21 protein-coding genes are annotated in these 25,339 nt (G+C 38.5%); 18 read left to right on the top strand and 3 right to left on the bottom strand.

Going from position 1 to position 25,339, the window contains the following annotated elements; translation table 11 throughout:
* Positions 1-44: 44 nt before the first annotated feature.
* The 10 genes from M3226_RS22065 (at position 45) to M3226_RS22020 (ending at position 11,523) form a co-directional block, all read left to right on the top strand.
* On the top strand, positions 45-1,532 hold the full coding sequence (locus tag M3226_RS22065) for an alpha-N-arabinofuranosidase (protein WP_251570694.1): 1,488 nt from the start codon (positions 45-47) through the stop codon (positions 1,530-1,532).
* Between the two features lie 175 nt (positions 1,533-1,707).
* A complete protein-coding gene (locus tag M3226_RS22060; RefSeq protein WP_251570692.1) occupies positions 1,708-1,986 on the top strand; it encodes a DUF6171 family protein in 279 nt (92 codons plus the stop codon).
* 63 nt (positions 1,987-2,049) lie between these two features.
* Positions 2,050-3,561, top strand: a complete 1,512-nt coding sequence (arfA, locus tag M3226_RS22055; RefSeq protein ID WP_251570690.1) for an arabinosylfuranosidase ArfA — start codon at positions 2,050-2,052, stop codon at positions 3,559-3,561.
* 109 nt (positions 3,562-3,670) lie between these two features.
* Complete coding sequence (locus M3226_RS22050) at positions 3,671-4,723, top strand: aldose epimerase family protein (RefSeq protein ID WP_251570688.1); 1,053 nt, start codon at positions 3,671-3,673, stop codon at positions 4,721-4,723.
* A gap of 41 nt (positions 4,724-4,764) precedes the next feature.
* Positions 4,765-5,715 carry a glycoside hydrolase family 43 protein gene (locus M3226_RS22045; RefSeq protein WP_251570686.1) on the top strand — a complete coding sequence of 317 codons (951 nt, stop codon included), beginning with the start codon at positions 4,765-4,767 and terminating at the stop codon, positions 5,713-5,715.
* A gap of 29 nt (positions 5,716-5,744) precedes the next feature.
* Positions 5,745-6,710, top strand: coding sequence for a glycoside hydrolase family 43 protein (locus tag M3226_RS22040; RefSeq protein WP_251570684.1), 966 nt, complete (start codon positions 5,745-5,747; stop codon positions 6,708-6,710).
* A gap of 255 nt (positions 6,711-6,965) precedes the next feature.
* The gene (locus M3226_RS22035; RefSeq protein ID WP_251570682.1) at positions 6,966-8,342 is read left to right on the top strand and encodes an MATE family efflux transporter; all 1,377 of its coding nucleotides are present in this window, start codon (positions 6,966-6,968) and stop codon (positions 8,340-8,342) included.
* 34 nt (positions 8,343-8,376) lie between these two features.
* Positions 8,377-9,351 carry an aldo/keto reductase family protein gene (locus M3226_RS22030; protein WP_251570680.1) on the top strand — a complete coding sequence of 325 codons (975 nt, stop codon included), beginning with the start codon at positions 8,377-8,379 and terminating at the stop codon, positions 9,349-9,351.
* Between the two features lie 44 nt (positions 9,352-9,395).
* On the top strand, positions 9,396-10,244 hold the full coding sequence (locus M3226_RS22025; RefSeq protein ID WP_251570678.1) for an MBL fold metallo-hydrolase: 849 nt from the start codon (positions 9,396-9,398) through the stop codon (positions 10,242-10,244).
* A 337-nt stretch (positions 10,245-10,581) separates the two neighbouring features.
* Positions 10,582-11,523: an ArsR/SmtB family transcription factor gene (locus M3226_RS22020; RefSeq protein ID WP_251570677.1), complete on the top strand. Its 942-nt coding sequence runs from the start codon at positions 10,582-10,584 to the stop codon at positions 11,521-11,523.
* Positions 11,524-11,571: 48 nt separating this feature from the next.
* On the opposite strand, the gene M3226_RS22015 is transcribed toward M3226_RS22020, so the two are convergent.
* Positions 11,572-14,127 (bottom strand): LamG-like jellyroll fold domain-containing protein, encoded by a 2,556-nt coding sequence (locus M3226_RS22015; protein ID WP_251570675.1) that lies wholly within the window; start codon positions 14,125-14,127, stop codon positions 11,572-11,574.
* 364 nt (positions 14,128-14,491) lie between these two features.
* Here M3226_RS22015 and M3226_RS22010 point away from each other — a divergent pair, with 364 nt between their 5' ends.
* Positions 14,492-15,433, top strand: a complete 942-nt coding sequence (locus M3226_RS22010) for a family 43 glycosylhydrolase (protein WP_251570673.1) — start codon at positions 14,492-14,494, stop codon at positions 15,431-15,433.
* Between the two features lie 215 nt (positions 15,434-15,648).
* Here M3226_RS22010 and M3226_RS22005 read toward each other — a convergent pair whose 3' ends face one another.
* The gene (locus M3226_RS22005) at positions 15,649-16,644 is read right to left on the bottom strand and encodes a helix-turn-helix domain-containing protein (protein ID WP_251570671.1); all 996 of its coding nucleotides are present in this window, start codon (positions 16,642-16,644) and stop codon (positions 15,649-15,651) included.
* A gap of 365 nt (positions 16,645-17,009) precedes the next feature.
* Between M3226_RS22005 and M3226_RS22000 the strand changes: the two genes are divergently transcribed.
* From M3226_RS22000 to M3226_RS21970, 7 genes are all read left to right on the top strand, one after another.
* Complete coding sequence (locus M3226_RS22000) at positions 17,010-18,644, top strand: extracellular solute-binding protein (protein ID WP_251570669.1); 1,635 nt, start codon at positions 17,010-17,012, stop codon at positions 18,642-18,644.
* A 194-nt stretch (positions 18,645-18,838) separates the two neighbouring features.
* Complete coding sequence (locus tag M3226_RS21995) at positions 18,839-19,696, top strand: ABC transporter permease (protein ID WP_251570749.1); 858 nt, start codon at positions 18,839-18,841, stop codon at positions 19,694-19,696.
* A 107-nt stretch (positions 19,697-19,803) separates the two neighbouring features.
* Complete coding sequence (locus tag M3226_RS21990) at positions 19,804-20,652, top strand: carbohydrate ABC transporter permease (RefSeq protein ID WP_251028741.1); 849 nt, start codon at positions 19,804-19,806, stop codon at positions 20,650-20,652.
* A 111-nt stretch (positions 20,653-20,763) separates the two neighbouring features.
* On the top strand, positions 20,764-23,043 hold the full coding sequence (locus M3226_RS21985; protein WP_251570667.1) for a glycoside hydrolase family 127 protein: 2,280 nt from the start codon (positions 20,764-20,766) through the stop codon (positions 23,041-23,043).
* A 46-nt stretch (positions 23,044-23,089) separates the two neighbouring features.
* Positions 23,090-23,725: a YesL family protein gene (locus M3226_RS21980; RefSeq protein WP_251570665.1), complete on the top strand. Its 636-nt coding sequence runs from the start codon at positions 23,090-23,092 to the stop codon at positions 23,723-23,725.
* A gap of 141 nt (positions 23,726-23,866) precedes the next feature.
* A complete protein-coding gene (locus tag M3226_RS21975; RefSeq protein WP_251570663.1) occupies positions 23,867-24,580 on the top strand; it encodes a DsbA family protein in 714 nt (237 codons plus the stop codon).
* Positions 24,573-24,980: a disulfide oxidoreductase gene (locus tag M3226_RS21970; protein WP_251570661.1), complete on the top strand. Its 408-nt coding sequence runs from the start codon at positions 24,573-24,575 to the stop codon at positions 24,978-24,980. Before M3226_RS21975 ends, M3226_RS21970 begins: the two co-directional genes overlap by 8 nt.
* A gap of 68 nt (positions 24,981-25,048) precedes the next feature.
* Here M3226_RS21970 and M3226_RS21965 read toward each other — a convergent pair whose 3' ends face one another.
* Positions 25,049-25,135, bottom strand: a complete 87-nt coding sequence (locus M3226_RS21965) for a YjcZ family sporulation protein (RefSeq protein WP_251570747.1) — start codon at positions 25,133-25,135, stop codon at positions 25,049-25,051.
* Between the last annotated feature and the right edge of the window lie 204 nt (positions 25,136-25,339).

The raw sequence follows: 25,339 nt of genomic DNA, 5'->3' as shown, positions 1-25,339 counted from the left end.
GGTTGCTTTTAATACTAATAACTCAAAAATGGAGGCGTTTTTTGGTGGCTAATAATGTAATTATCAATGCAGATATCCAAAAAGGAAAAATCAATAAAAATATCTATGGTCATTTTGCAGAGCACCTTGGAAGATGCATATATGAAGGAATTTGGGTTGGTGAGGATTCTTCAATTCCAAATACAAAAGGAATTCGGAATGACGTTTTAGTAGCATTAAAAAACATCAAAGTACCAGTCCTTCGCTGGCCGGGCGGCTGTTTTGCCGATGAATATCACTGGAAAGATGGCATTGGTCCTAAGGAAAACCGCAAACGCATGGTTAATACCCATTGGGGCGGTGTTGTAGAAAACAACCATTTTGGTACACACGAATTTATGCTTCTATGTGAATTACTAGAGTGTGAGCCATATATTTGCGGAAACGTTGGCAGCGGAACGGTTCAAGAAATGTCAGAGTGGGTTGAATACATGACCTTTGAAGGCGAATCACCAATGGCCAACTGGCGCCGTGAAAATGGCCGTGAAGAGCCATGGAAATTAAAGTATTTTGGTGTTGGTAACGAGAACTGGGGCTGCGGCGGAAACATGCGCCCTGAATATTATGCTGATCTATATCGCAGATACCAAACCTATGTAAGAAACTATGGAAATAACAAAGTTTATAAAATTGCCGGCGGCGCGAATGTCGATGATTATAACTGGACAGAAGTGTTAATGAAAAATGCCCACTGGTTAATGGATGGCCTAAGCCTTCACTATTACACCATTCCAGGAGACTTCTGGTTAGGGAAAGGTTCTGCCATTGATTTCCCAGAAGACGAATGGTTTATTACCATGAAAAAAGCTCTTCATATGGATGAGTTAATTACTAAACACAGCACGATTATGGATAAGTATGATCCACAAAAGCGCATTGGCATGATCATTGATGAGTGGGGTACTTGGTTTGACGTTGAGCCAGGTACAAACCCTGGATTCTTATACCAGCAAAATACGATTCGTGATGCATTAGTGGCTGGCTTACACTTTAACATCTTCCACAACCACGCAGATCGTGTTCAAATGACAAACATTGCACAAACGGTTAACGTACTGCAAGCTATGATTTTGACTGAAGGCGAGAAGATGATTCTTACACCAACGTATCATGTATTTGATATGTACAAGGTTCACCAGGATGCAGAAGTTTTAGCTGTTGATTCTTCATTTGGAACTTATGAGTATAATGGCGAAACCTTGCCGCAGGTAACAGTATCTGCATCGAAAAATGCAGAAGGCAAAATCCATGTAAGCTTATGTAATATCGATCACCAAAACGGGGTTGAATTAGATTTAGACCTACGCGGAATTAATGCAGCAAATACAAAGGTGTCAGGCACCATTATCACTGCGGACACGATGAATGCTCATAACACATTTGAACAGCCGGATGTAGTTAAACCAGTTGAATTCACTGGTGTAACTCTTGAAAATAATAAATTGGCTATCAAGCTTCCAGCAATGTCTGTTGTGACATTAGTAATTGAATAGGCTATTGATTGGAGCGGAAGGCGCGAGACTCCTGCGGGATTACGGGACAGGGGAGACCCCGCAGGCGCGAAACGCGCCGAGGAGGCTCCCCCAACCGCCCGCGAACCGCTCGCGCCTGGAGCGGAAATCAAAAGACAATTCTAACAAAGATATTGAATAAAGAAAAAGGCGGGGAATGACAGTGAATCAAAAAGGTCTGTGCAAGGGCTGCGTGGAGAGTGTAATCGTAACGGAAGAGATCATTCAAGAATTAATAAAAGAAGCTGAAGAGAATCCGACTGTTATCGTTTCTGACGAGGTCTATCTAGCAAGATTAAAGACTTGTGAAAGCTGTCCTTCCCTGCAATATGGTACCACTTGTGCACATAGCGGATGTATTGTCCGCTATCGAGCCAAGTTTAAAGACAAGAGCTGTCCATTTGCAGGAAAACCAAAATGGGATAAAGTCAGTTAACTAGTATTTATAGAGTTTTCTCGTTTATAAAACTATTAAGATGACAGGGGAGGAAGAATGAACATGTCCAATCAAAAGGCAAAAATGATTTTAGAAAAGGATTTTAAAGTATCTGAGATTGATAATCGTATTTATGGTTCTTTTATTGAACATTTAGGACGTGCCGTTTACGGCGGTATTTATGAACCAGGTCATCCTCAAGCAGATGAAAACGGCTTCCGTCAAGATGTGATTGAAATGGTAAAAGAACTGCAAGTACCGCTTGTACGTTATCCAGGCGGAAACTTTGTATCCGGATACAATTGGGAAGATGGCGTCGGCCCTGTTGAAAGCCGCCCGCGTCGGTTAGAATTAGCATGGCGTACAACGGAAACAAACGAAATGGGTACGAATGAGTTCATGAAATGGGCCCAGCTTGTAAACGCGGATGTAAACATGGCCGTTAACCTTGGAACACGCGGTATTGATGCTGCTCGTAATTTAGTCGAGTATTGTAACCATCCTGGCGGTTCTTATTATAGTGATTTACGGATTTCTCATGGAGTTAAAGATCCTTATAACATTAAGACCTGGTGTTTAGGGAACGAAATGGATGGTCCTTGGCAGATTGGTCACAAGACTGCTGCTGAATATGGACGTCTTGCCCAAGAAGCGGCAAAAGTAATGAAGTGGGTGGACCCTTCAATTGAGCTTGTTGCCTGCGGAAGCTCAAATAGAAATATGCCTACATTTGCAGATTGGGAAGCAACTGTTCTTGATCATACCTATGATCATGTTGAGTTTATTTCGCTGCACCAATATTATGGTAACCGTGACAATGAAATTTCAAACTATTTAGCCCTTTCCTTAGAGATGGATGATTTTATTAAATCTGTCATTTCTATTGCTGACTATATTAAAGCGAAAAAACGCGGCAAAAAGAATATTAATCTATCTTTTGACGAGTGGAACGTTTGGTATCACAGCAATGAGCAGGATAAAAGAATCGAACCATGGAGCATTGCACCACCACAATTAGAAGATATTTATAACTTTGAAGATGCTTTATTAGTAGGCTGTATGCTGATTACATTGCTAAAGCATGCGGACCGCGTGAAAATTGCCTGCCTTGCACAATTGGTGAACGTTATTGCACCAATTATGACAGAAGATAACGGACCTGCTTGGAAGCAAACGATTTTCTATCCATACATGCATACATCTGTATTTGGCCGTGGAGTTTCGCTAAATCCTATCATTTCAAGTCCTAAATATGACAGCAAGGATTTCACAGATGTTCCATATTTAGAGTCAACGGCTGTTTACAATGAAGAGGAAGAGACATTAACCATCTTTGCAGTAAACCGTCACCTTCAAGAAGGCTTAGACCTAGAAGTAGATATCCGTAATTTTGAAGGCTACGAAGTAGTCGAGCATATTGTCCTAGAAAATGATGATATTAAGCAAACAAATTCAGCTAAGGGAGCACCTGTAGCTCCTCATTCAAATGGAAATGCTAAGACCAACAATGGCGGGGTAACTGCTATACTTCCGAAGCTATCTTGGAATGTAATTCGTTTAGCGAAACGTAAGTAATTCTTTATATTCCATATCCTTTTAGTCAACTAGACTAAGAGGATATGGACTATTTTTTATTTGAATGGCAGGCGTAAGCGATAACACAGGAGAGAAAGGCAGGATTAATATGAAGGTTATTCAAGAAAAGTTTGGTGAATTAAATAATCAAACGGTTAAATCTTATACACTCGTTAACGACCATGGTATGGAGCTTACTTGTATTAATTATGGTTGTATAATTACGAAAATGATCACGCCTGACAAAGACGGAAACTATGAAAATATTGTCTTGGGATATGAGAGTTTAGAAGAATATGTGAAGGGAAATTATTTCTTCGGTACAGTTGTCGGACGTGTAGCCGGCCGCATAAAGGGCGGATCATTTGAACTTGACGGAAAAACCTATACCCTCGCAAAAAATGAAAACAACAACCATCTCCATGGGGGGAATAAAGGGTTCGATAAAGTGATTTGGAATGCTTCTATAAAAGAGAATGACGAAGAAGTAAGTGTTCAATTTGCATACCTGAGCCCTGATGGTGAAGAGGGATACCCAGGAAATGTGAATGTCAAGGTGACCTATACACTCAATAATGATAATGAACTAACCATCCATTATTCTGGTATCTCAGATGAGAAAACATTATTAAATATGACCAATCATTCTTATTTTAACTTAAGCGGAGATATGAAAAGCGATGTGCTGAAACATTCTCTAACAATTAAGAGTGAGAAATTCCTAGAATTAAATGATGAGTTACTTCCAACTGGAGAATTGCTAGACGTTAACGGAACACCATTTGATTTTACCAGTGAACGCTTGATTCAAACAGGTGTAGAATCTGGTCATCCACAAAACCTTTTAGCTGGACATGGGTATGATCATCCATTTTTACTATCATCAAATCATGACCAAGAGATTATCCTTAAAGATTCGGAGAGCGGCCGTACATTAACCATTGAAACCGATGAACCCGGAGTAGTGGTTTACTCTGGAAACCAAATGAAAGCAAGTGGCGAGATTTACGGTGTCCCATCTCGTCAATACCTTGGTATTTGCTTAGAAACACAAGGACTTCCTGATGCCATTCACCATCCAAACTTTCCTTCTTGGGTTTTAGAAAAAGACCAAGAGTACACAACTATAACAAAGTATAAATTCGGAGTTGCAGCTAAATAAATTGGTTAAAGTAAAATAAATCAAGAGAAAGGTGATTAACTATGTCTAAGGTTGAAGCACTAAATAATCCCATTGTCGAGCAGCGTGCCGATCCATGGGTCTATAAACATACAGACGGTTACTATTATTTCACTGCCTCTGTTCCGGAATACGATCGGATTGAGGTTAGAAGATCGGCTACGATTCAGGGGTTAGGTGAAGCAGAACCAGTCGTTGCCTGGAGGAAACATGAAGAAGGCCCTATGAGTGCGAATATTTGGGCACCTGAAATTCATTATATTGATGGAAAATGGTATATCTACTATGCTGCTGCAAGGGTAGATGAGATTTTTGACCATCGGATGTATGTGATCGAAACTGATTCCGAGAACCCTCTTGAAGGAACATGGATAGAAAAGGGACAAGTGAAAACAGATTGGGAGTCCTTCTCACTTGACGCCACTACCTTTGAGCATAAGGGACAAAGATATTATGTGTGGGCCCAAAGAGACCCTGAAATTGTTGGAAACTCTAATCTTTATATTGCTAACATGGTCAACCCATGGACGATTGAAGGACCACAAGTCATGATCACAAAGCCTGAGTATGATTGGGAGACCATAGGCTTTTTAGTGAACGAAGGTGCGGCAGTCTTAAAGAGAAATGGCAAGATCTTTATTTCCTACTCTGCAAGTGCGACAGATTACAATTATTGCATGGGTCTCCTTTCAGCAGATGAAAATAGCGATTTATTAGACCCAGCATCATGGAGAAAATCAGAAACACCTGTATTTCAAACAAGTGTAGAGAACAGTCAATACGGACCGGGACACAACGGTTTCACCGTTTCAGAAGACGGAATTCAAGATATTCTAATCTATCATGCTCGTAACTATCGGGATATTGAGGGTGATCCATTATGGGATCCGAACCGCCATACTCGTGCACAAGGGTTCACCTGGAATGAAGATGGAACTCCAAACTTTGGTGTTCCAGTAGCAGATGCAAAATAATCTACATCTAGTTTGGAAGGAAGATTAGGATGGTAAAGGTAACAATTGAAGAGGCAAAAACAGCACAAGATCTAATCATCGAGCAGAGAGCCGATCCATGGGTCTATAAACACACCGACGGCTATTATTACTTTACCGCCTCAGTACCTGAATACGACCGTATCGATGTCAGACGGTCAAAAACCATTCAAGGTATAGCTGAGGCGGAGCCTGTTGTCGCTTGGAGAAAACATGAGACAGGACCAATGAGTGCACTGATTTGGGCTCCAGAGATTCACTACATCAATGGAAACTGGTATATCTATTACGCTGCTGCCCCATCAGAGGAAATTATTGATGGACTTTTTCAACATCGTATGTTTGTGATCGAAAATAAATCTGCTAATCCTTTAGATGGTGTATGGGAAGAAAAGGGACAAATTAAAACCGATTGGGAATCATTCGCACTAGATGCCACTTCTTTTGCACATAATGGCCAGCAATATCTTGTCTGGGCTCAAAAGGATCCTGACATCCGCGGCAATTCCAATCTTTATATTGCTCCATTAGAAAATCCATGGACCATCAAAGGGCCGCAAGTAATGATTGCTAAACCGGAGTATGATTGGGAAACCATTGGTTTTTGGGTCAATGAAGGGCCGGCTGTATTAAAGAGAAACGGGAAAATCTTTATTTCCTACTCCGGTAGTGCAACCGATGAAAATTATTGCATGGGTCTTTTGACTGCGGATGAATCCAGCGATGTGATGGAACCAAATTCATGGAGAAAATCAGAAGCACCGGTATTTAAAACAAATTATGAAGCAGGCCAATACGGTCCAGGACACAACAGCTTCACGGTCTCTGAAGATGGCAGCAAGGATATTCTGGTTTATCATGTAAGAAATTACACAGAAATTGTTGGTGATCCACTGTATGATCCAAACCGCCATACTTGTGCGAAAGAGTTTACATGGAACTCCGATGGTACTCCAAACTTTGGTTATCCTAGTTAAGCTCAGGAATCGTGCACAGATTAAATATTACAGTTATAAAGGTTCATATCTTTTCTCTGATATGAATCTTTTTTAGGATAAGGAAGTATAAAAGATTTTCAATTTGAGAATTGTCTAGCTCCAGGCCTAGCCCCTCGAGGTTATAAGCAAATCCGTCCAAAAGGTTAAAAAGCAACCTTTCGGCCGGCTTGTCTTATACTTGTCGGGGCTGACCAAGGCGCTTGCGCTTTTCTTATGTAGAAAGTGAAGAAAACAATGGGAAATTCAATCGATCAAAATCATAGAAATATAACTTTACTCGCCATTACCTGGCCGATTTTTGTTGAGTTGCTGCTGCAAATGATCATGGGAAGTACAGATACCATTATGCTGTCTCATATTTCCGATGATATTGTCGCAGCAGTAGGAGTCGCCAATCAGCTTGTCTTTTTTTGCATTTTGATATTTAGCTTTACTGCCACTGGGACAGCTGTCCTTATTTCACAATATCTAGGAGCAGGATTAAGGGTAGATGTAAAAAAAGCAGCTGCCATCTCTTTATCAATCAATTTATTTATAGGCTTAATAGTAAGCTGTTTAATGATTATCTTTAAAGGGCCCTTATTAGATTTATTCCATCTTAAAGATCATCTTGCCTCAATCGGATATGAGTATCTTTCCGTTGTGGGCGGAACTTTGTTTTTACAGGCTATTTTAGTTACTGTTTCTTCTATTCTTAGGGCTAATGGATTTACAAGAGAGGTGATGTTTGTATCGATTAGCATGAATGTGATCCATGTAATGAGCAACAGTATCGTTATTTACGGCTTATTTGGATTCCCTGAAATGGGAGTGAAAGGGGTAGCCTTCTCAACTGCTTTTAGCAGGGCTTCTGCGCTTGCCATCGGATTCATTCTTATGTACAAGCGGCTGCCAGTAACCATTAAACGGCAAGATTATCTTAATTTCGATTGGACGATTATTAAAAAAATCCTAAAGGTTGGAATACCTGCCGCAGGGGAACAAATTAGTTATAATACCAGCCAAATGGCAATGACAGCTATTACCGCTATGCTCGGAGCAGCTGCCCTTTCAACACGTGTTTATACTTGGAATATTATGTCCTTCATTATGTTGTTTGGATTAGCGTTGGGGCAGGGCACTCAAATCTTAATAGGATACCGTGTTGGGGCAGGCAACTATGAGGATGCCTATCGTCAATTATATAAAAGTCTTAAACCTAGCTTTGTGATCTCTATTTTTATTTCGATATTAATTGCTTTATTTAGAAAGGATTTAATAAGTCTGTTTACGCATAATAAAGAAATTATTGAAACAGGCAGTACATTATTATTATTATGTTTAATTCTTGAACCAGGAAGAACTCTGAATTTAATTGGGGTGAATTCCCTAAGGGCTACTGGGGATGCTGCCTTTACTGTTAAAATGGGCGTTCTCTCCATGTGGGGGCTTGCTGTTCCAATCTCCTATATCCTAGGAATCCATTTTGGGCTGGGTTTAGCTGGAGTTTGGACTGCCTTTATCGTAGATGAATGGTTTAGAGGCATTGTTATGTTTTTTAGATGGAAAAGCAGGGTATGGGAAAAGAAGGTATTAGTGGTCAAACAAAAAGCTAAAGCTGTAAGTTCTTAATCTAGGAAAACAACTTAAAATGGAGGAAACTCAAATGAAATACCGGAGACTCGGAAATAGTGGATTAAAGATTAGTGAAATTGGTTTAGGCAGTTGGTTAACTTATGGAAAGGCAGTAGCAGATAATACAGCACATGACTGTATTCATAAAGCATATGAATTAGGAATTAATTTTTTTGATACAGCTAATGCTTATGAAGGCGGAAAGGCAGAAGAGGTCCTTGGAGAAGCACTAAAAGTTTATCCTAGGAGCAGTTATGTGGTCGCGACAAAACTGTTTTTCCCGATGGGGGATAAGCCCAATCAGCGTGGCCTATCTAGAAAGCATATTGTCGAACAATGTGATGCTAGTCTGAAACGGCTTGGTTTGGATTACATCGATTTGTATCAATGTCATCGTTTTGATCCAGAGGTACCGGTAGAGGAGACACTATATGCCTTAGATGATTTAATCAGACAAGGAAAAATATTATATGCAGGCGTCAGTGAATGGAGTGCTGCACAAATTGAAAACGCGGTTGGAATCGGTAAAACCAATCGTTTAAGACCAATCATTTCTAACCAGCCAATCTATAACATGTTTGAGAGATATATAGAAAAAGAAGTTCTGCCGGTTTGTACGGAAAAAGGAATTGGGCAAATTGTTTTTTCGCCATTGGCTCAAGGGGTTCTTACTGGAAAATATAAACCAAATACAGAGAAACCAAGAGACAGCCGGGCAGCTAATGATTCAACAAACGGGGTGATTAACAGCTATTTTAGAAATGATGTTCTGGAATGTGTTCAAGCATTAAATAGTGTGGCTGAAGAGTTAGGCGTTACATTGAGCCAGCTTGCACTGGCCTGGATCCTTCGTCATCCTGGTATTAGTTCGGCTATTATTGGGGCCAGTCGTCCACAGCAAGTGGAGGAAAATGTAAAGGCAGTTGGTCTAAAATTAACTCAGGATGTATTGGAAGCAATCGAAAACATACTCAAAGGAGTAAAAGATTTTGCTCCGTTAAGGTAGATGATATTGTATTAAACTATTTTAATAGAAAAAAGGTGGAATCTATGGCAGCTATTTATAAAAGTGGAGAAGAATTGATGAATGAGGTTTGGAAGACAAAAATTTACGGAGAATCTGTTTCTTTTTGGAATTTAGGTCAAGCCGGTATCCTCCTAAAGGGAACAGAAGAGGACGGGCTCCTATGTATCGATCCTTATTTAAGCAAAAGTATTGAAGAACGGGACCCGAAGACTGAATTTAAGAGAGCTTTTTCACCGGTTGTTTCCCCGGGAATACTTCGAGGCTTAGACGGTGTTTTAGTTACACATGGACACGATGATCATTTAGATCTAGCAAGCATTAAAGAGATTGCAAGAGTTTCAGACTCCGTGTTTGCCATCCCGGCACCTCATATCTCGTTAGTTCAAGAACATGTGGAAAACAAATATATACATGCCGCTAAAGATGGTGAGCCCTTTACTATTAAAGGATTTAAAATTACACCTATCCCTGCGGCCCATACGGAATATGAAACGGATTCGTTAGGAAATCATGCATTTTTAGGGTATTTCATAGAGGTGAGTGGAATTCGTCTATTTCACAGCGGGGATACAGTCGTTACACCTGAATTGATTGAAAAAGTAAAAGGGTTTAGACCACATGTTGCTTTCTTGCCAATCAATGGAGGAGACTATTTCCGCACTTCCCGAGGAATTATTGGAAACATGAGTTTCAGAGAAGCAGCCGACTTTTCGGCAGCTGTTGGGGTAGACCTGATTGTTCCGATTCATTACGATATGTTTCCGAATAATCGGGAGAATCCTGCTTATTTTGTGGATTACTTGTTTCATCACTACCCTAACCAAAAATTCCACATGATGGTTCCAGGTGAAAGATTTATTTATCATAAATAATGTTCATAAAAGGGCATGCAGATATCTGCATGCTTTTTGTTCGTTAAGGAAATTATAAAATTTTTGCTTGTAGATAACTATTAAAAAACGGACTATCGACGTCCAGCTCCAGCGCCTAGCCCCTCGATGGTCTACAGCCACTCAGGGAATGAAGGCAAAGAACGCCTTCTTTCCCTGAGCGTCTTATGCTTGTCGGGGCTGTTCAAGGCGCTTGCGCTTTTGTTCTATTTAGTTTAACTAAATAAATTTCCCGTCCTATATTGAAAATATAGGAAAAAAGTAGTATTGTAATAATGATTAATAAATATGTTAATTATTATTAAGGTGGAATTACTACATGAATTTAGATATATCCGAACAATCACTGCCTGTTTTTGAAGCGCTTGCCAGTAAGGTAAGAATGAAAATTATTCACCTTTTGGCGGAACAGCCTCGAAATGTAAAGGAACTCGCGCAAAGCTTAGAACTCACCAGTGCCATCATGACGATGCATGTAAAGAAATTAGAGAAAGCGGGAATCATCCAATCAGAATTAATCTCCGGTAAAGGCGGATTACAAAAAAAGTGCTATCTTGTGACTGAAAAAATGGAAGTATTATTTCCTTCAAAGGAACGTGAATTAAAGAAATTTCATGAAACAGAAGTGTCAGTTGGTCACTATACTGATTTCTCCATCGAACCAACCTGTGGAATCGCCACCACTGAAACCATTATTGGAGAATTTGATGATCCAAGGTATTTTCTTCATTCTGACCGAATGAGTGCCAAAATCTTGTGGTTTGGGAAAGGATTTGTCGAATATAAACTGCCAAACTTCCTGCTGGGAAATCAAGACCCAAGCGAACTTGAGATATCATTAGAGCTATCCTCTGAGGCTCCATTTACGAACAGTAATTGGCCGTCCGATATCCATTTTTACCTAAATAATGTCGTATTGGGGAAATGGACTAGTCCCGGAGATTTCGGTGATAGCAGAGGGAAATTCACACCTGACTGGTGGCCGAGTGAAGTCAATCAATATGGATTGCTAAAACGGCTCCGCATAACATCAGAAGGTACCTATATGGATGGGTTAAAGATATCAGATGTTAGTCTTGATGATGTTAGTATTCGTGAGAAGCAATGGACGTTTCAGATTGCCGTCCTTGAAGAGAGCCAAAATGTCGGCGGGGTTACTCTATTTGGAACAGGCTTTGGCAATTATAATCAAGATATTCGTTTTCGCCTCTATTACAATGATAGTGAATTAACCAAAGAAGAGACAGAAAAACTTTCATAAAAAAATCGTATGGATACTGGATATCCATACGATTTTTTTTTTGAAAAACTATTGAGCTAATTTTGTCACCTGTGCAGGAGTAAGGGCTCCATTATAAACCTTCAATTCATCCATTAAGCCTTTGAATGGGGTATCCCACCAGTTGACTCCTAGGCTGAAGCTGGCGTTGTTTGTCGTGAAAATATTCGAGAAGTTTGTACCTGTAAACTTTTCAACACCGTTTACGTACACCTTAATCGTTCCGTTATCAACGGTAAATGCTAAATGTGTCCATTCACCGGTCTTAATCGTTAACCCTGAAGAAGCATCGTACCATTTGGCACTGCCAGACCAGACCATCGTGTTCCCGCCGGCTGGACCATTTGGAACAAGGCTGACCCAGCTATTAGGGTTCGCTGCTCCAAAGAAGGTGGTGGTATACATGGTTAATTGTTCAGGTTTTACCCATAATGAAACAGAATATTTGTTGCTAGAAATCAACCCATTTGGTAAACGAACTCCTGAAGCACCATTGAAGACAGCAGCCTTGCCGCTTTTACCGTCAGCATAAGCAATAGCTCCGCCAGTATTATCAATTCGATTACCTGTAACACTTCCAGTACCAAAAGTGCCTGTTGTATCGTTTAGATTATTTTCAAACGAGTATTGAGCCGCTAAACTTGCTTGTTCGTATGGAATAACCTTAATATTAAATACTTTTGTGGCAGTTACATCACCTTTAGTGATGGTTGCTGTCAGGGTTGCTGTTATAGGAGAAGAACCTGCCTCTGGACGCGTAATTACACCTGTATTCGTCACAACACTTGCATTTGAAGTCTCCCAAGTAATCGTCGCTTTTTGCGTACCATCTGTTGGCAGTGTCAAATTCGAAATAACGTTTCCAGTGTCACCAAGATTTAAGTCGTTCACAATGGCTGTTACGACTTCTTGGTCTGTTTTATTTTCTAGTTTACTTCCCCAAACGGATATTCCTCCGTTTGATAGGGCTGAAAAGGTCATTACCTTGGTTTTTGAAACAGGATCATATTCTCGAACAAAAACTCCGTTATAGGTATGTCCATCAATCGTAAGTTCTGCTAGGTTATGACTGGTTTTCTTCCATGTCCCAGTTACATCGCCAGTAATGGTTCCATCTTCATTTAAGCGGATGAAAACAGATTTATTAATCGCTGCTGAATATTCTTTTCCTTGGTTTATAAATTTATAATCACCAATGAGGTCTTGTCTATTAACCTTGTCTAATGTTTCACCAGTATAACGGTACGGTGCAACCACCGGCCAGCCGTCTTTATTCATAAACATCTGGTGAACACGAACTTCATGATACTCACCGGACCCAGGGAAGCGGCTGTGGAATACCAAGAATTGCTGCCCCGTTTTTGGATCTAAGTAAACAGAGTTATGTCCTGGTGAAAGATATCCTACACCAATTCCTGTGCCAGGATCACCCACTTTTCGTTCAAATAAGAAATTCCCCATGATTTTATTTCCATAAGGTGTATTTGCGACATCACTTGGTAAAACTGCATTTTGTCCGGAGGCATCTACATAAGGGCCATCTGGGCTCTTAGAACGGAACTGTCTCATGTTATAGCCGCCATCAGCCCCTAACCAGCCATATGTTACGTATAAATAATAGTAGTCAGTGTTCTTATCATAAATAACATAAGGGCCTTCCCCGGATTTATAATATCCGTCAGAAATTTTTGTGCCAAAATAACGGTCAACTAGACGGCCGTCAGCAGTTTTTCCATCCTTGCCAGGATAAATGGCCTTACCTGTTTTTTCATCTATCTGAAGGACATAAATTCCGCCAGACCAAGATCCATAAGTCATCCATAGTTTTCCATCCTTATCATAAAACACGGTGGAGTCAATGGCATTCGGGAAATTGTAATTATTGAAAGATCCATTCGCATTAAACCAATCATCGCTTGGACCTTCTATTGTACCGTTATCGACAAGCGGCTTAATATTTGTATTGGTCCACTTCTTATTCACATTACTGTTGGCATCCTTCGCATCATTCTTTGTAAAACCAGAATAGATGATGGTGTCAACGTACTTGTAAGGCCCTTCAATATTTTGCGATACGGCAAAACCAATCGCAGAACGGATATACGTAGAGGAAGCACTATAATAAATCATATAGGCTCCCTTGGAACCGTCCTTATTTACATATTCTTTGTTGTAGAAAACATCCGGGGCCCAAACCGCAAAGCCGCCTTTACTGTCAGAATCGTTTTCACCGGCCCATTTAAAAGAACCAGCCAGATTCTTTGATAAATCACCATATATCTGATTATTAGGTGTTGTATACCCATTCGTAAAGGTTTGCCAATGAATCAAATCGGTTGATTTGGCAGCCTCAATGTGGGAGCCGAACACATAAAAGGTGTCACCATCTTTAACAATGGAAGGGTCATGTACGGATACATTTTGAAAATTTGGATCCTCACCTGGATAGTCAAGGTTTGGTTTATTGCTGTTTTCGCTCGGCTGGGCAGTAGATTGCGCAGCAGTTTTCCCAAATACTGAAATTGGGATGATTAATAAAAGTGTTAAGAACATAAAGGCAAATTTTTGAAACATGCGTCTATTCATTAAAATTTCTCCTTTCTTTATGTACGATAAAAGAAAATCGTCCCCAAACTGCGTCTAGAAATCACCACCATTTAGTAGATTGATAACTTGTTTAACCGCTTACAAATATCATTAATATTAATACAAATATTAATGGATTAATAGTAATATAAAATAATTAATTCCTCATGGGTCTTTTTTCTTATTTTTAAAAAAAGAAAGTAAAATCTAATTGGTATAAGAAGGGGAATTTTAGTTACAAGATATTGAAATTTTTAAGTAGATTAGTCATAACCTCTTCTTATTATTTAATTAATTTGTTAATATGATTATTAATTATATAATAATTATATTAATTATTTAACAGAAAGGGGAATAACTACTTATGGCTAAGTCAGAACAGTTTGGCGGGGTTAATTTTTACGATATTGATTGGAATTTGAACGGGGATTTATGGGCACATGATCCGGTAATTGCAAAGGAAGGTTCCCGTTGGTATGTATTCCATACAGGAAGCGGCATTCAAATTAAATCCTCCGAAGATGGCGTGAACTGGAAACAATTGGGTACTATTTTTACTTCTTTGCCAGAGTGGGCAAAAGAATATGTACCAGAAAAAGACGAAGATAGTATTTGGGCCCCAGATATTTATTTTCATAATGGTGTCTATTATATTTATTACTCTGTGTCTACTTTCGGAAAAAATACTTCGGCAATCGGGTTAGTAACGAATACAACGCTTAATCCCGAGAATCCTGATTATGAATGGCAAGACAGAGGACATGTGATCCATTCGACTGAAACTGATGATTTTAATGCAATTGATGCGAATTTAATCTTTGACGAAGATGGTCAGCCATGGTTAAATTTTGGTTCCTTTTGGTCTGGCATTAAACTGATTAAATTAAACCCTGAAACAATGAAGCCAGCTGAAAATGCCGAATTACTGTCTATTTCAAGTAGAATGGAACAGCCTAATACGATTGAAGCACCGTTTATTGTATATAAGGAAGGATATTATTATCAGTTTGTATCCTTTGATTTTTGCTGCCGCGGTATTGAAAGTACTTATAAAATTGTTGTCGGCAGGGCGACGGAGATTACCGGACCATATTTTGATAAAGACGGGATATGGATGATGGAAGGGGGAGGAACGTTGATTGACGCAGGAGATGAGCGCTGGATTGGTCCTGGGCATTGTGCGGTCTACTTTTCTGGAAACTCGAGCCTGCTTGTGAATCACGCCTACGATGCCTTGAAAAAAGGAAAACCGATCTTGCAAATTCGACCATTATATTGGGGTGAAGATGGATGGCCGAATATTTAGGCTAATATGAAAGTAGAAAAACTCACCAAAACTGTCTTTTGGTGAGTTTTAAACTGCCTGAAAATCCAAAAATTAACAGGTTTGCTGGCAGTCTTTATTTTTAAGGCTGTGTTAATCTTGAATGTTGATTTCCGCTACAATCAACATGCTCAAATATCACCAATAACCTTTAACACAACCATTTTTAAAGTTTATGTATTTAGGAATAATGGCTTTTATTCCCTATTCAAGGGGATCCGATGATAGGCTTGGCGATATTCTGTTGGAGTAACTTTTTCGTACTTTTTAAAGAGCCGCATAAAATATCTTTCGTCATTAATTCCGATTAAGTGGGCGATTTTTCCAATATTCATATTTGTACTAATAAGTAAATCTTTAGCTTTTGATAGTTTAAGAATATGGATATATTCTTGTACGTTCATGCCAGTACTAGTTTTAAAAAAACGAGATAAATAATCCCTATTATAATTAAAGGTTTTAGCAATAGAGTTAGTGGAAATATTACTATCCAATGCATTTACACGAATCCATTCTAATATTTTTACGAGTTTGCTGTCTGAATACGTGCTATTTAAAGGGTCCTGAAAGTTTGTAATTGTTTGTTCAGATAATTCTATAAGTAAAGAGGTGGTTAAATAACTGGCTGCATAACGATTAAAGTAGTTTGCATGTGCTACATCCAGTATTTGATTACATAATATATTGATTCTATCAATCCGCTTTGGGGTTGAATAGATGGGTAATAATATTGAATGATTTGATTCCTTGGGGTAGGGATTAGATTGAAGAATTCTAGCTTGGTTTCCCATAGTCATCTCATCCATTATTGTTATATCGTCCGGCAAAAGGACATGAAACCAATAGAAGGAAAGTCCTGCCTGGCACTCCTTATAGCCTAGGTGGAGCTGATTTGGCAGCACAAATAACACATCACCCGGTTTAACCTCATAATCTATACCATTACACTCCATATATAGTATTTCATTTATGCCAATAATAATTTCGCAAAGTGGCATTGTTCGTTTCATATGAGTAAAAGGTTCAGTGGAAATTAATTTACCACCAAGAACAAATTCAATTGGGGAGCTAACATTCATTTTCAGGTATTCTGTCATAAATATCGCCTCTTCATGCCTGAAAGATATCATTACACTATTTTTTCCTATACTTATTACAATATCATAATTTTTTAAATAGTCAATTTTATCCACTAAATATACTTTGTTGGTTACTGACAGTATATAGACCCAATGTTATTCTTAAATCAATAAATGTAAGTGTTTACAACATGATGGAGAACGGAAGAAATAATAGGGGGGTATACATAATGGAGTAAAGCCTCATTCTTTTATGTTCCATTTTATAATTTAATAGATATTTCTGACTGATTGAATTTAGTCAGGAAAGTCCATTTCTTTTGTTCTGCCTTTTTAAAAGCATTACTCCGTATCGATGTTTTTGAAGGGATAACAGAAAAATCAATTGCTGGGATTTTTTGTACAGGTAGTAATCGTTAGGCAATTCTGTGCGAAAACATAAAGATTATTTCTATAAATCATAGAAAAGGAGAAATCACATGAGAAAGACAAAGTTTGTAAAAGGTTTTCTAGCACTATCTTTATCTGCTGCAGTATTAGCTGCTTGTTCAAACGACCAAGCATCTAGCGATGGAAAAGGAAGCAGCGGCACAACAAAAGATGGAAAAGTGCAATTAACCGCACTTATAACAAAACATCCTTTAACACAAGACCTTAAAAAAATGAAATGGTTAGAAGAAGTTGAGAATCGTGCGGGTGTGGACATTAAATGGCAAGAAGTTACGGCCGACTGGGATCAGAAAAAGGGCGCACTCCTTGCAAGCGGTGATGTTCCAGACTTAATTATTGGACCGAATGCCATTACGGACGCGGATTATGTTCAATATAATGGCTTATTTGAAGATCTTTCTGATGATCTTGATAAGAGCTTACCTAACGTTAAAAAGATGTTTGAAGCTAAACCAGAAACAAAAGGGATTGCCACCCAGCTTGACGGAAAAATTTATGGCTTACCTAAATACCAAAGATTTTGGCCAGCAACAGCGACAAGACAATTCATCAATCAAAAATGGTTAGACAATCTAGGTTTAAAACAGCCAACCAATTGGGATGAATTATACGATGTTTTAGTAGCCTTTAAGGAAAAGGATGCTAATGGCAACGGCGATCCAAACGACGAAATTCCTATGGATTTCTCTCCGACAGGAACAGGTGGATTCGGGTTTTTCCAACCGACCGTTCTTTTGGGCAGCACCGGGATTACTTTAGGTGAAGGCAGCGGCCAAGGCTATTATGTTGAAGATGGTAAAGTCAAAAACTTCTTTACAGACGAACGTTATAAAGATTTTGTTAAGTTTTTAAATAAGTGTTATAAAGCTGGGTTAATCAGCAAAGAAGTATTTACTCAGGATTATACTAAATACCAATCTGTAGCCCGCGGTAATGGTGATGTGGCTAAAGTTGGTTATACGTATGGCTGGGAATTAACAGACAGATTCGGAAACACATTGGCTCCACAATATACAACGTTGGCTCCTTTAAAGCAGATGGCTGATTCAACTGCTAAATTATCCTGGACCTACGATTATAATTCCTTAAACTATGGTGCCAATATGATTACATTGTCAGCACAGAGTAAAAATAAAGACGCTGCGATGAAATTTATCAATGAATTGTATGATCCAAAAGTAAGTATGCAAGTACTGTTTGGTTCAATGGGCACTAATATTGCCGATAATGGAGACGGTAGCTATAAAGTATTACCACCAACAGATTCGAAGATGGACCCAGGTACATGGAAATGGACTTCTACATGGGCTGATAATGGTCCAATGTATATTGCGGATGATTTAAAGCTTGAGCTTGGAACAGATATGCAATCAGTTGGTAAACAAACCGAACCGCTGATGAGTGCTATTGATGCTATTGATAAGGATAATGATCTTTTCCCTGGCATGTTTATTAAGTACAGCAAAGAGGATAATTCAAAATTAGCTCTAAACAATACAAATCTTATGAATTTGGTGATGCCGAAATATTCTCAGTGGATCACAAAAGGCGGCATTGATAAAGATTGGAATGCCTACGTGAAAAATGTTGAGAAAACAGGCTTGCCTGAAAATATTAAGATTATGCAAAAGTATTATGATGATTACAAGAACAATCAGAAATAAATAATTGTCAGAGAGATGCTATATCATGAAAGTGGTATAGCATCTTCCTTAAATAAAGGAGGGAATAGTTTGTGGCCTTTATAAATGCTGAAACAAAAAAAATAAGCGAAAATTTATCCAGTATCAATAGTGTTATACCAACAAAGAAGGCAAATGTATGGAACACTTTTAAACGCGACTATCAGTTGTGGCTCATGATATTGCCTGCCATTGTTGTTATTGTCATTTTCAATTACATACCGATGTATGGCATCCAGCTGGCCTTCCGCGAATTTGATTTTACGAAAGGCTTTACCGGCGGCGAGTGGGTAGGTCTTAAGTATTTTGATCAATTTATTCATAACTATATGTTCAAAGATTTAATGACAAATACAATCACCATCAGTTTAGCAACCATAATCTTAGGATTCCCGGCACCGATTATTATGGCGCTGATTATCAACCAAGTTTTTGGGAAAAGGTGGAAGAAAACCTTGCAAACAACCGTCTACTTGCCACACTTCATCTCAATGGTTGTAATGGTTGGTTTGTTAAATGTATTATTGTCACCAGAAACCGGGGTTGTTGGTCATCTAATGAAAGCATTGGGACTGGGAGACATAAACTTATTAGCTTCTGAAAAAACCTTTGTACCAGTATATGTACTTTCAGACATATGGCAGCATGCCGGATGGAATAGCATTATTTATTTGGCAGCGTTGGCAAGCGTGGATCCACAATTATATGATTCTGCAAAAATTGATGGAGCAAGCAGATGGCAGACGATAAGGTATGTCGATATACCTGCGATTGTTCCAACCATGATTATTCTCTTTATTCTTAGTATGGGAAATATCTTAAATACAGGTTTTGAAAAAATATTCTTAATGCAAAACCCATTAAATCTCCCAGTATCTGAGGTTATTGCCACCTATGTATATAAGATTGGTATTATCTCAAGTCAATTCAGCTACTCTGCTGCCATTGGTTTGTTTAATACACTCATAAATTTCGTCTTCTTACTAGCTATGAATACCATTGCAAAGAGATTTTCAAATATTAGTTTGTGGTAATTCAAATTTTGGCTTACTCAGATTACATCTCAACCATGCAAGGAGGGAAAGTCATGGTGCTTTTTAATAGAAAAGGAAAAACGACTTCAGATATTATTTTCGATTGTATGATTTTTGTATTTTGTGTGTTTATATTTTTAATCATTGCTTATCCATTGTATTTTGTCGTTATTGCCTCTGTTAGTGACTCTACTTTGGTATCGACTGGCAAAGTTCTTCTCTATCCAAAAGGATTCAGCCTATTCGGATACACGGAGATTTTTAAAGATACAAGAATCTGGGTGGGGTATAAAAATACCATTATATACACACTTCTTGGTACTTTTGTCAATTTGTTGTTTACGCTGCCTGCAGCCTATGTTTTATCAAGACAGGAATTCAAAGCAAGACGGTTTTTAATGTTTGTGTTTGTCTTTACGATGTTTTTTAATGGGGGATTAATTCCTACTTATCTATTAATGAAAGACTTACATCTTACCAATAATATGTGGGTTTTTATTGTTCCATTTTCCGTTAATGTGTTCAATTTGATTATTACACGGACATTTTTTGAGAGCTCACTGCCGAAAGAATTGTTTGAAGCTGCCCAAATGGATGGCTGTACACATTTTCAATTTTTCGGAAAAGTAGCGCTGCCGTTATCAAAAGCGGTTATCTCGGTTGTTGGTCTATATTACTTAGTGGGGCACTGGAATGACTTTTTCACAGGACTCATTTACATTCGAGACTATAGTTTGCAGCCATTGCAAATTGTTTTAAGAGACATTCTCATCTCCAACCAAGTGTTTGCTGAAGGGGCCGGATCCGGAGGTGCTGCAGGCGGATATGCACAGAAATATGCAGATCAGATCAAATACGGTGTCATCATCGTGTCCACATTACCAATCTTACTTGTTTATCCATTTATCCAGAAATACTTTGAAAAGGGCGTTATGATTGGATCTGTAAAAGGATGAGGCACAGGATTAAAATCAAAACGACTTGCACCAAATATATTTTTATAGCTATCCATTCTATCGATAGCTATAAAAATATAATTGTATAAGGACATTAAAGGAGAATACATAATGAAGAACGTTACATTATTAAATGGGATTTTTAAAGAGTCACAAGAAAAGGGAAAGGAGTATTTGATTTACTTAGATGTTGACCGGCTAGTAGCGCCTTGTTACGAAGCGGCTTCACAAACTCCTAAAAAGCCTCGTTACGGCGGCTGGGAATCGACGCCGATCAGCGGGCACTCTGTTGGACATTGGCTTTCAGCCGCTGCAACCATGTACTCTGTTACAAGGGATGAAGAATTAAACGATAAAATTGAGTATGCCGTTAACGAACTAGCCTATGTACAAAGCCTTGATGAGAGTGGATATGTCAGCGGATTTCCTCGAACCTATTTTGACAAAGTCTTTACTGGAGATTTTGAAGTAGAGAATTTTAGTTTAGCAGGCGGCTGGGTGCCTTGGTATAGCATTCATAAGATTTATGCTGGACTAATTGATGTTTATACGCTAACAGGTAATCAAAAAGCGCTTGACGTGGTTACTAAGCTGGCAGATTGGGCCATAAAAGGGACGGACAATCTTAGTGATGAGCAGTTCCAACGGATGCTTATTTGCGAACATGGCGGTATGAATGAGGCAATGGCCGATCTCTATACCATTACTAAAAATGAAGATTATTTAAAGCTTGCAATCAGGTTTTGCCACAATGCGATCTTGGAGCCTCTCTCAAGAGACGTGGATGAACTAGAGGGAAAACATGCTAACACTCAAATTCCAAAAGTAATCGGCGCTGCAAAGCTATATGAAATAACTGGAGATGAAAATTACAAGAACATGGCCGTTTTCTTCTGGAATGAGGTCACAAAAAACCGTTCCTATATTATTGGCGGAAATAGTATTGGAGAACATTTTGGACCTATTAATAAGGAAACATTAGGGATTACAACGGCTGAGACTTGTAATACCTACAATATGTTAAAACTAACGGAGCACTTATTCGCTTGGGCTCATAAGAGTGAGTATATGGATTACTATGAAAGAGCCCTTTACAATCATATCCTTGCCTCACAGGACCCAGAATCAGGAATGAAGACCTATTTTGTAAGTACACAGCCCGGTCATTTTAAAATCTATTGTTCCCACGATAACTCTTTCTGGTGCTGTACGGGGACAGGAATGGAAAATCCTGCTCGTTATACAAGAAATGTTTTCTATAAGGATAATGAAGATTTATTTGTTAATTTATTTATTGCATCTGAAATAGTAATGGAAGAAAAGAAGATAAAACTCAAACAAGAAACAGATTTCCCAAGGTCAAATCATGTTCGGGTATCCTTTGAAGAAGCGAAGGACGCATTCCTAAATATCCATATCCGAGTTCCATATTGGGTGAATGGCGACATAGCCCTCTCAGTTAATGGTATTAAAGCAGATGCTATTGCAAAAAATGGTTATCTTGTGATAGGAAGAAACTGGAGTGCAGGAGATACGATTGAATTTTCACTTCCTATAGGTCTTCACACATACACCGCTAAGGATAATCCGACGAAAGTGGGAATTATGTATGGACCTGTAGTATTGGCCGGGGCATTGGGGAGAGAAAACTTCCCGGAAACAGATATCTTGGAGGACCACCTAAAATTAAACAACTACCCGTTAATTGATGTACCAAGCCTTGTTGCTGACAAGGAAAATTTGACTGACTGGATTAAGCCTGTTGAGGGAGAACCATTGTTGTTTGAAACTACAGAAGTCGGCCAGCCTGGTAATAGGAAGGTGACCCTCATTCCGTTTTATGATCTTCATCATCAGCGTTATACCTTATATTGGAATCTAATGGATGAAGAAGCCTATAAAACTTTCGTAGATAAGGAAAAAGAAGAACTTGAGAGATTAAGAGCGATTACTGTAGATGTGGTCCAGCCAGGTGAACAGCAGCCTGAGATTGAGCATGGAGTACAAAGCAGCAACTCTAGTACAGGTTATTTTAACGAGGTAGAAAAATCATGGCGAGACAGCCGCGGGGAAGGATTTTTCAGTTATCAAATGCAAGTGGAGCCAGAAAAGCAAATGTATTTGCAAGTAACCTATTTTGGCAGAGATAAGACTCTCTATACAGAGGGTAAGATTTTTGAACGTGAATTTGACATTCTTATTGATGGTCAATTAATCGCTACTCAAAAACTTGAGGGAAATCATTCCGAAGGTCTTGTTGATATGTACTATGAGATTCCCTTAAGTTTGACAAAAGAAAAGCAAAAAGTAGAAGTTAAATTTCAATCTGGTGAAGGAAAAGCAGCAGGCGGGGTCTATGGGGTTAGTATGGTAAACTCTACCTTGTCTTAAAAGTAGGAAAATCAATTTAAATCTTTTATTAGAATTGGTGGTAGAAATGAATATATTAGATACTAGATTTTACGCGGTAGTTGATCGACTTTCCAATCTTTTTATATTAAATATCTTTTGGATTCTTTCTTGCCTTCCCATTGTTACCATAGTACCTGCAACAACAGCCATGTTTAGTGTTGTCCGGCAATGGCAGCTGCATCAGGATACGAGTGTAGTTAGAAATTACTTCAGATACTTTAGAGAAAACTTTAAACATAGTTTTATCATCGGCCTAATCTGGATGGCCATATCATTATTATTGTATTTTAATTATTTTTATTTAAATCAAGACCAATCTGGAGCAAAATTCATTATATTGGTGCCTTTATTATTAATAAGCCTATTGTTTATAGGTACTTCTTCCTATTTATTTTCAGTCATGTCCCATTACGAAATTACTTGGAAGCGAGCCATTACCAGTTCCTTTTTTATGGCGATTGCAAACTTTCCAATTACCTTGTACATTATTGGAGTGTTTGTCATACTTGTAGCTGTATTAATGTACCTGCCTGTTTTTACTTTAATTCTTTTTAGTATCGGAGCGTATATTAATTTTTCCCTGTGTAACCGTGTCTTTAAAAAAATGGAGCTTTCCGGTGTTAGTGATCATTTGTCTAGTGAAAAGTATAGACCCCTATAGAAAACGAAGCATTCGCCATATGACGAATGCTTCTATTCATTTGTGGAGTCAAACTGTTTTATTTGCATTATCGTTTTAGTTTAGTAAAATTTAATGGTATAGGATGCTGAAACTAGTAGTGAAAGAAAAAGGAGTTTATATATGGCAAATAAAAAGAAAAACGAGAAAAGTGGAAGTAATTCATCCGCAAAGTTTACCTTTTGGGTGATAGGACTAGTGGTGGTCTGTCTTGCAGCGTTTATATTTTTTGGTAATCATAACAAAAAACAGGAAACGACCAAAGTTAGTAAAATTGATTATACGAATCAGCCTTATCTTGGAGAAAAGACGGCTCCGGTATCGATTATTGAATTTGGCGATTATAAATGTCCGAATTGTAAGAACTTCGCCTCCAATGTAGTACCGGTTATTGAAAAAGAGTTGGTTGACACAGGCAAAGCCAAATTTTATTTTATGAACGATTCCTTCATTAATACAGATTCAATTCGCTCTGCTAAATTTGCTGAATCGGTCTTTAAGGAATTGGGAAATGAGACATTTTGGAAATTCCATGAACTCCTTTATAAAAAACAACCAGAGGACCCAAAATATGAGAAAATGGATGTGTTTACCGAAGAATTCTTAACTAGTACGTTGAAAGAGGTAGCTAGTGATGCTGAAGTAGAAAAGGTTGTGAAAAACTTCCAGTCAAAAGGTTCTGAGGATGATTGGCAAAAGGATATGGATTACGCTGAAAAATTGGGTGTAACAGGTACCCCAACCATTTTTGTCAATGGGGAGATGTTTAAAGGTCAAACCATCGATGACTTGAAGAAAATGGTAGAGGAAGCGGCAAAGGGGAACCCTAATGAATAAGCCTTTGCTGCTTGCATGGCTTGCTGCGATTATTGCTGCACTTGGCAGTCTATATTTTAGTGAAGTCATGCACTACATCCCTTGTATGCTTTGCTGGTATCAAAGAATCTTTATGTATCCGTTAACGATTATTTTGGGCATCGCCTTTTATCGTAATGACCAAGGAATTTATCGGTATGTTCTTCCACTTTCCATTATTGGGATGCTTATTTCCGCTTATCATACGCTACTGCAAAAGCTCCCGTATTTACAGCAATTTGAAATGTGTACAACCGGTGTACCCTGTTCCAAGGATTACATAAACTGGCTTGGGTTTATTACAATTCCATTGTTGGCGTTTATTGCTTTTACGATCATAACTGTTAGCTTACTGATTCTTGCCCGCAGACAAAGAGCTTAATGGAATAATAAAAAGGAGCGAAAAAATTATTTTTTTCGCTCCTTTTTCCTAGAGTGTTTTAATCAAAATTAGTACATCCAAGATGCACCGATGATGATTAAAAGAATGAACAATACAACGATTAACGCGAAGTTGTTTCTGCCATCGTATCCCATAGTAATTCCACCTCCCTTGTTTTGATATATTATAATTTATGAACGAGCATTTTAAGTTGAAAGGGACAAGTGCATAGAATTAGAAAAAATTTAACATGTATGATTACAAATTAAAAAGGCTAGCCCTAATATCGCTTTGGGTCAGCCTTTCTTGTATATTTCTAATCGGTCTCGTCATAAATTGATTGTACGGTTTACGGTGGA

Source organism: Neobacillus cucumis (assembly GCF_023715505.1).
Note: the sequence above shows the minus strand (reverse complement) of the source record. Positions and strands in the feature narration are given on the sequence as shown.

Bases quoted from the DNA above. Each gene is read 5' to 3' on its own strand.
- M3226_RS22060 (WP_251570692.1), top strand. From the start codon at position 1,708: ATGACAGTGAATCAAAAAGGTCTGTGCAAGGGCTGCGTGGAGAGTGTA.
- arfA (WP_251570690.1), top strand. From the start codon at position 2,050: ATGTCCAATCAAAAGGCAAAAATGATTTTAGAAAAGGATTTTAAAGTA.
- M3226_RS22050 (WP_251570688.1), top strand. From the start codon at position 3,671: ATGAAGGTTATTCAAGAAAAGTTTGGTGAATTAAATAATCAAACGGTT.
- M3226_RS22045 (WP_251570686.1), top strand. From the start codon at position 4,765: ATGTCTAAGGTTGAAGCACTAAATAATCCCATTGTCGAGCAGCGTGCC.
- M3226_RS22040 (WP_251570684.1), top strand. From the start codon at position 5,745: ATGGTAAAGGTAACAATTGAAGAGGCAAAAACAGCACAAGATCTAATC.
- M3226_RS22035 (WP_251570682.1), top strand. From the start codon at position 6,966: ATGGGAAATTCAATCGATCAAAATCATAGAAATATAACTTTACTCGCC.
- M3226_RS22030 (WP_251570680.1), top strand. From the start codon at position 8,377: ATGAAATACCGGAGACTCGGAAATAGTGGATTAAAGATTAGTGAAATT.
- M3226_RS22025 (WP_251570678.1), top strand. From the start codon at position 9,396: ATGGCAGCTATTTATAAAAGTGGAGAAGAATTGATGAATGAGGTTTGG.
- M3226_RS22020 (WP_251570677.1), top strand. From the start codon at position 10,582: ATGAATTTAGATATATCCGAACAATCACTGCCTGTTTTTGAAGCGCTT.
- M3226_RS22015 (WP_251570675.1), bottom strand. From the start codon at position 14,127: ATGAATAGACGCATGTTTCAAAAATTTGCCTTTATGTTCTTAACACTT.
- M3226_RS22010 (WP_251570673.1), top strand. From the start codon at position 14,492: ATGGCTAAGTCAGAACAGTTTGGCGGGGTTAATTTTTACGATATTGAT.
- M3226_RS22000 (WP_251570669.1), top strand. From the start codon at position 17,010: ATGAGAAAGACAAAGTTTGTAAAAGGTTTTCTAGCACTATCTTTATCT.
- M3226_RS21995 (WP_251570749.1), top strand. From the start codon at position 18,839: ATGATATTGCCTGCCATTGTTGTTATTGTCATTTTCAATTACATACCG.
- M3226_RS21990 (WP_251028741.1), top strand. From the start codon at position 19,804: ATGATTTTTGTATTTTGTGTGTTTATATTTTTAATCATTGCTTATCCA.
- M3226_RS21985 (WP_251570667.1), top strand. From the start codon at position 20,764: ATGAAGAACGTTACATTATTAAATGGGATTTTTAAAGAGTCACAAGAA.
- M3226_RS21980 (WP_251570665.1), top strand. From the start codon at position 23,090: ATGAATATATTAGATACTAGATTTTACGCGGTAGTTGATCGACTTTCC.
- M3226_RS21975 (WP_251570663.1), top strand. From the start codon at position 23,867: ATGGCAAATAAAAAGAAAAACGAGAAAAGTGGAAGTAATTCATCCGCA.
- M3226_RS21970 (WP_251570661.1), top strand. From the start codon at position 24,573: ATGAATAAGCCTTTGCTGCTTGCATGGCTTGCTGCGATTATTGCTGCA.
- M3226_RS21965 (WP_251570747.1), bottom strand. From the start codon at position 25,135: ATGGGATACGATGGCAGAAACAACTTCGCGTTAATCGTTGTATTGTTC.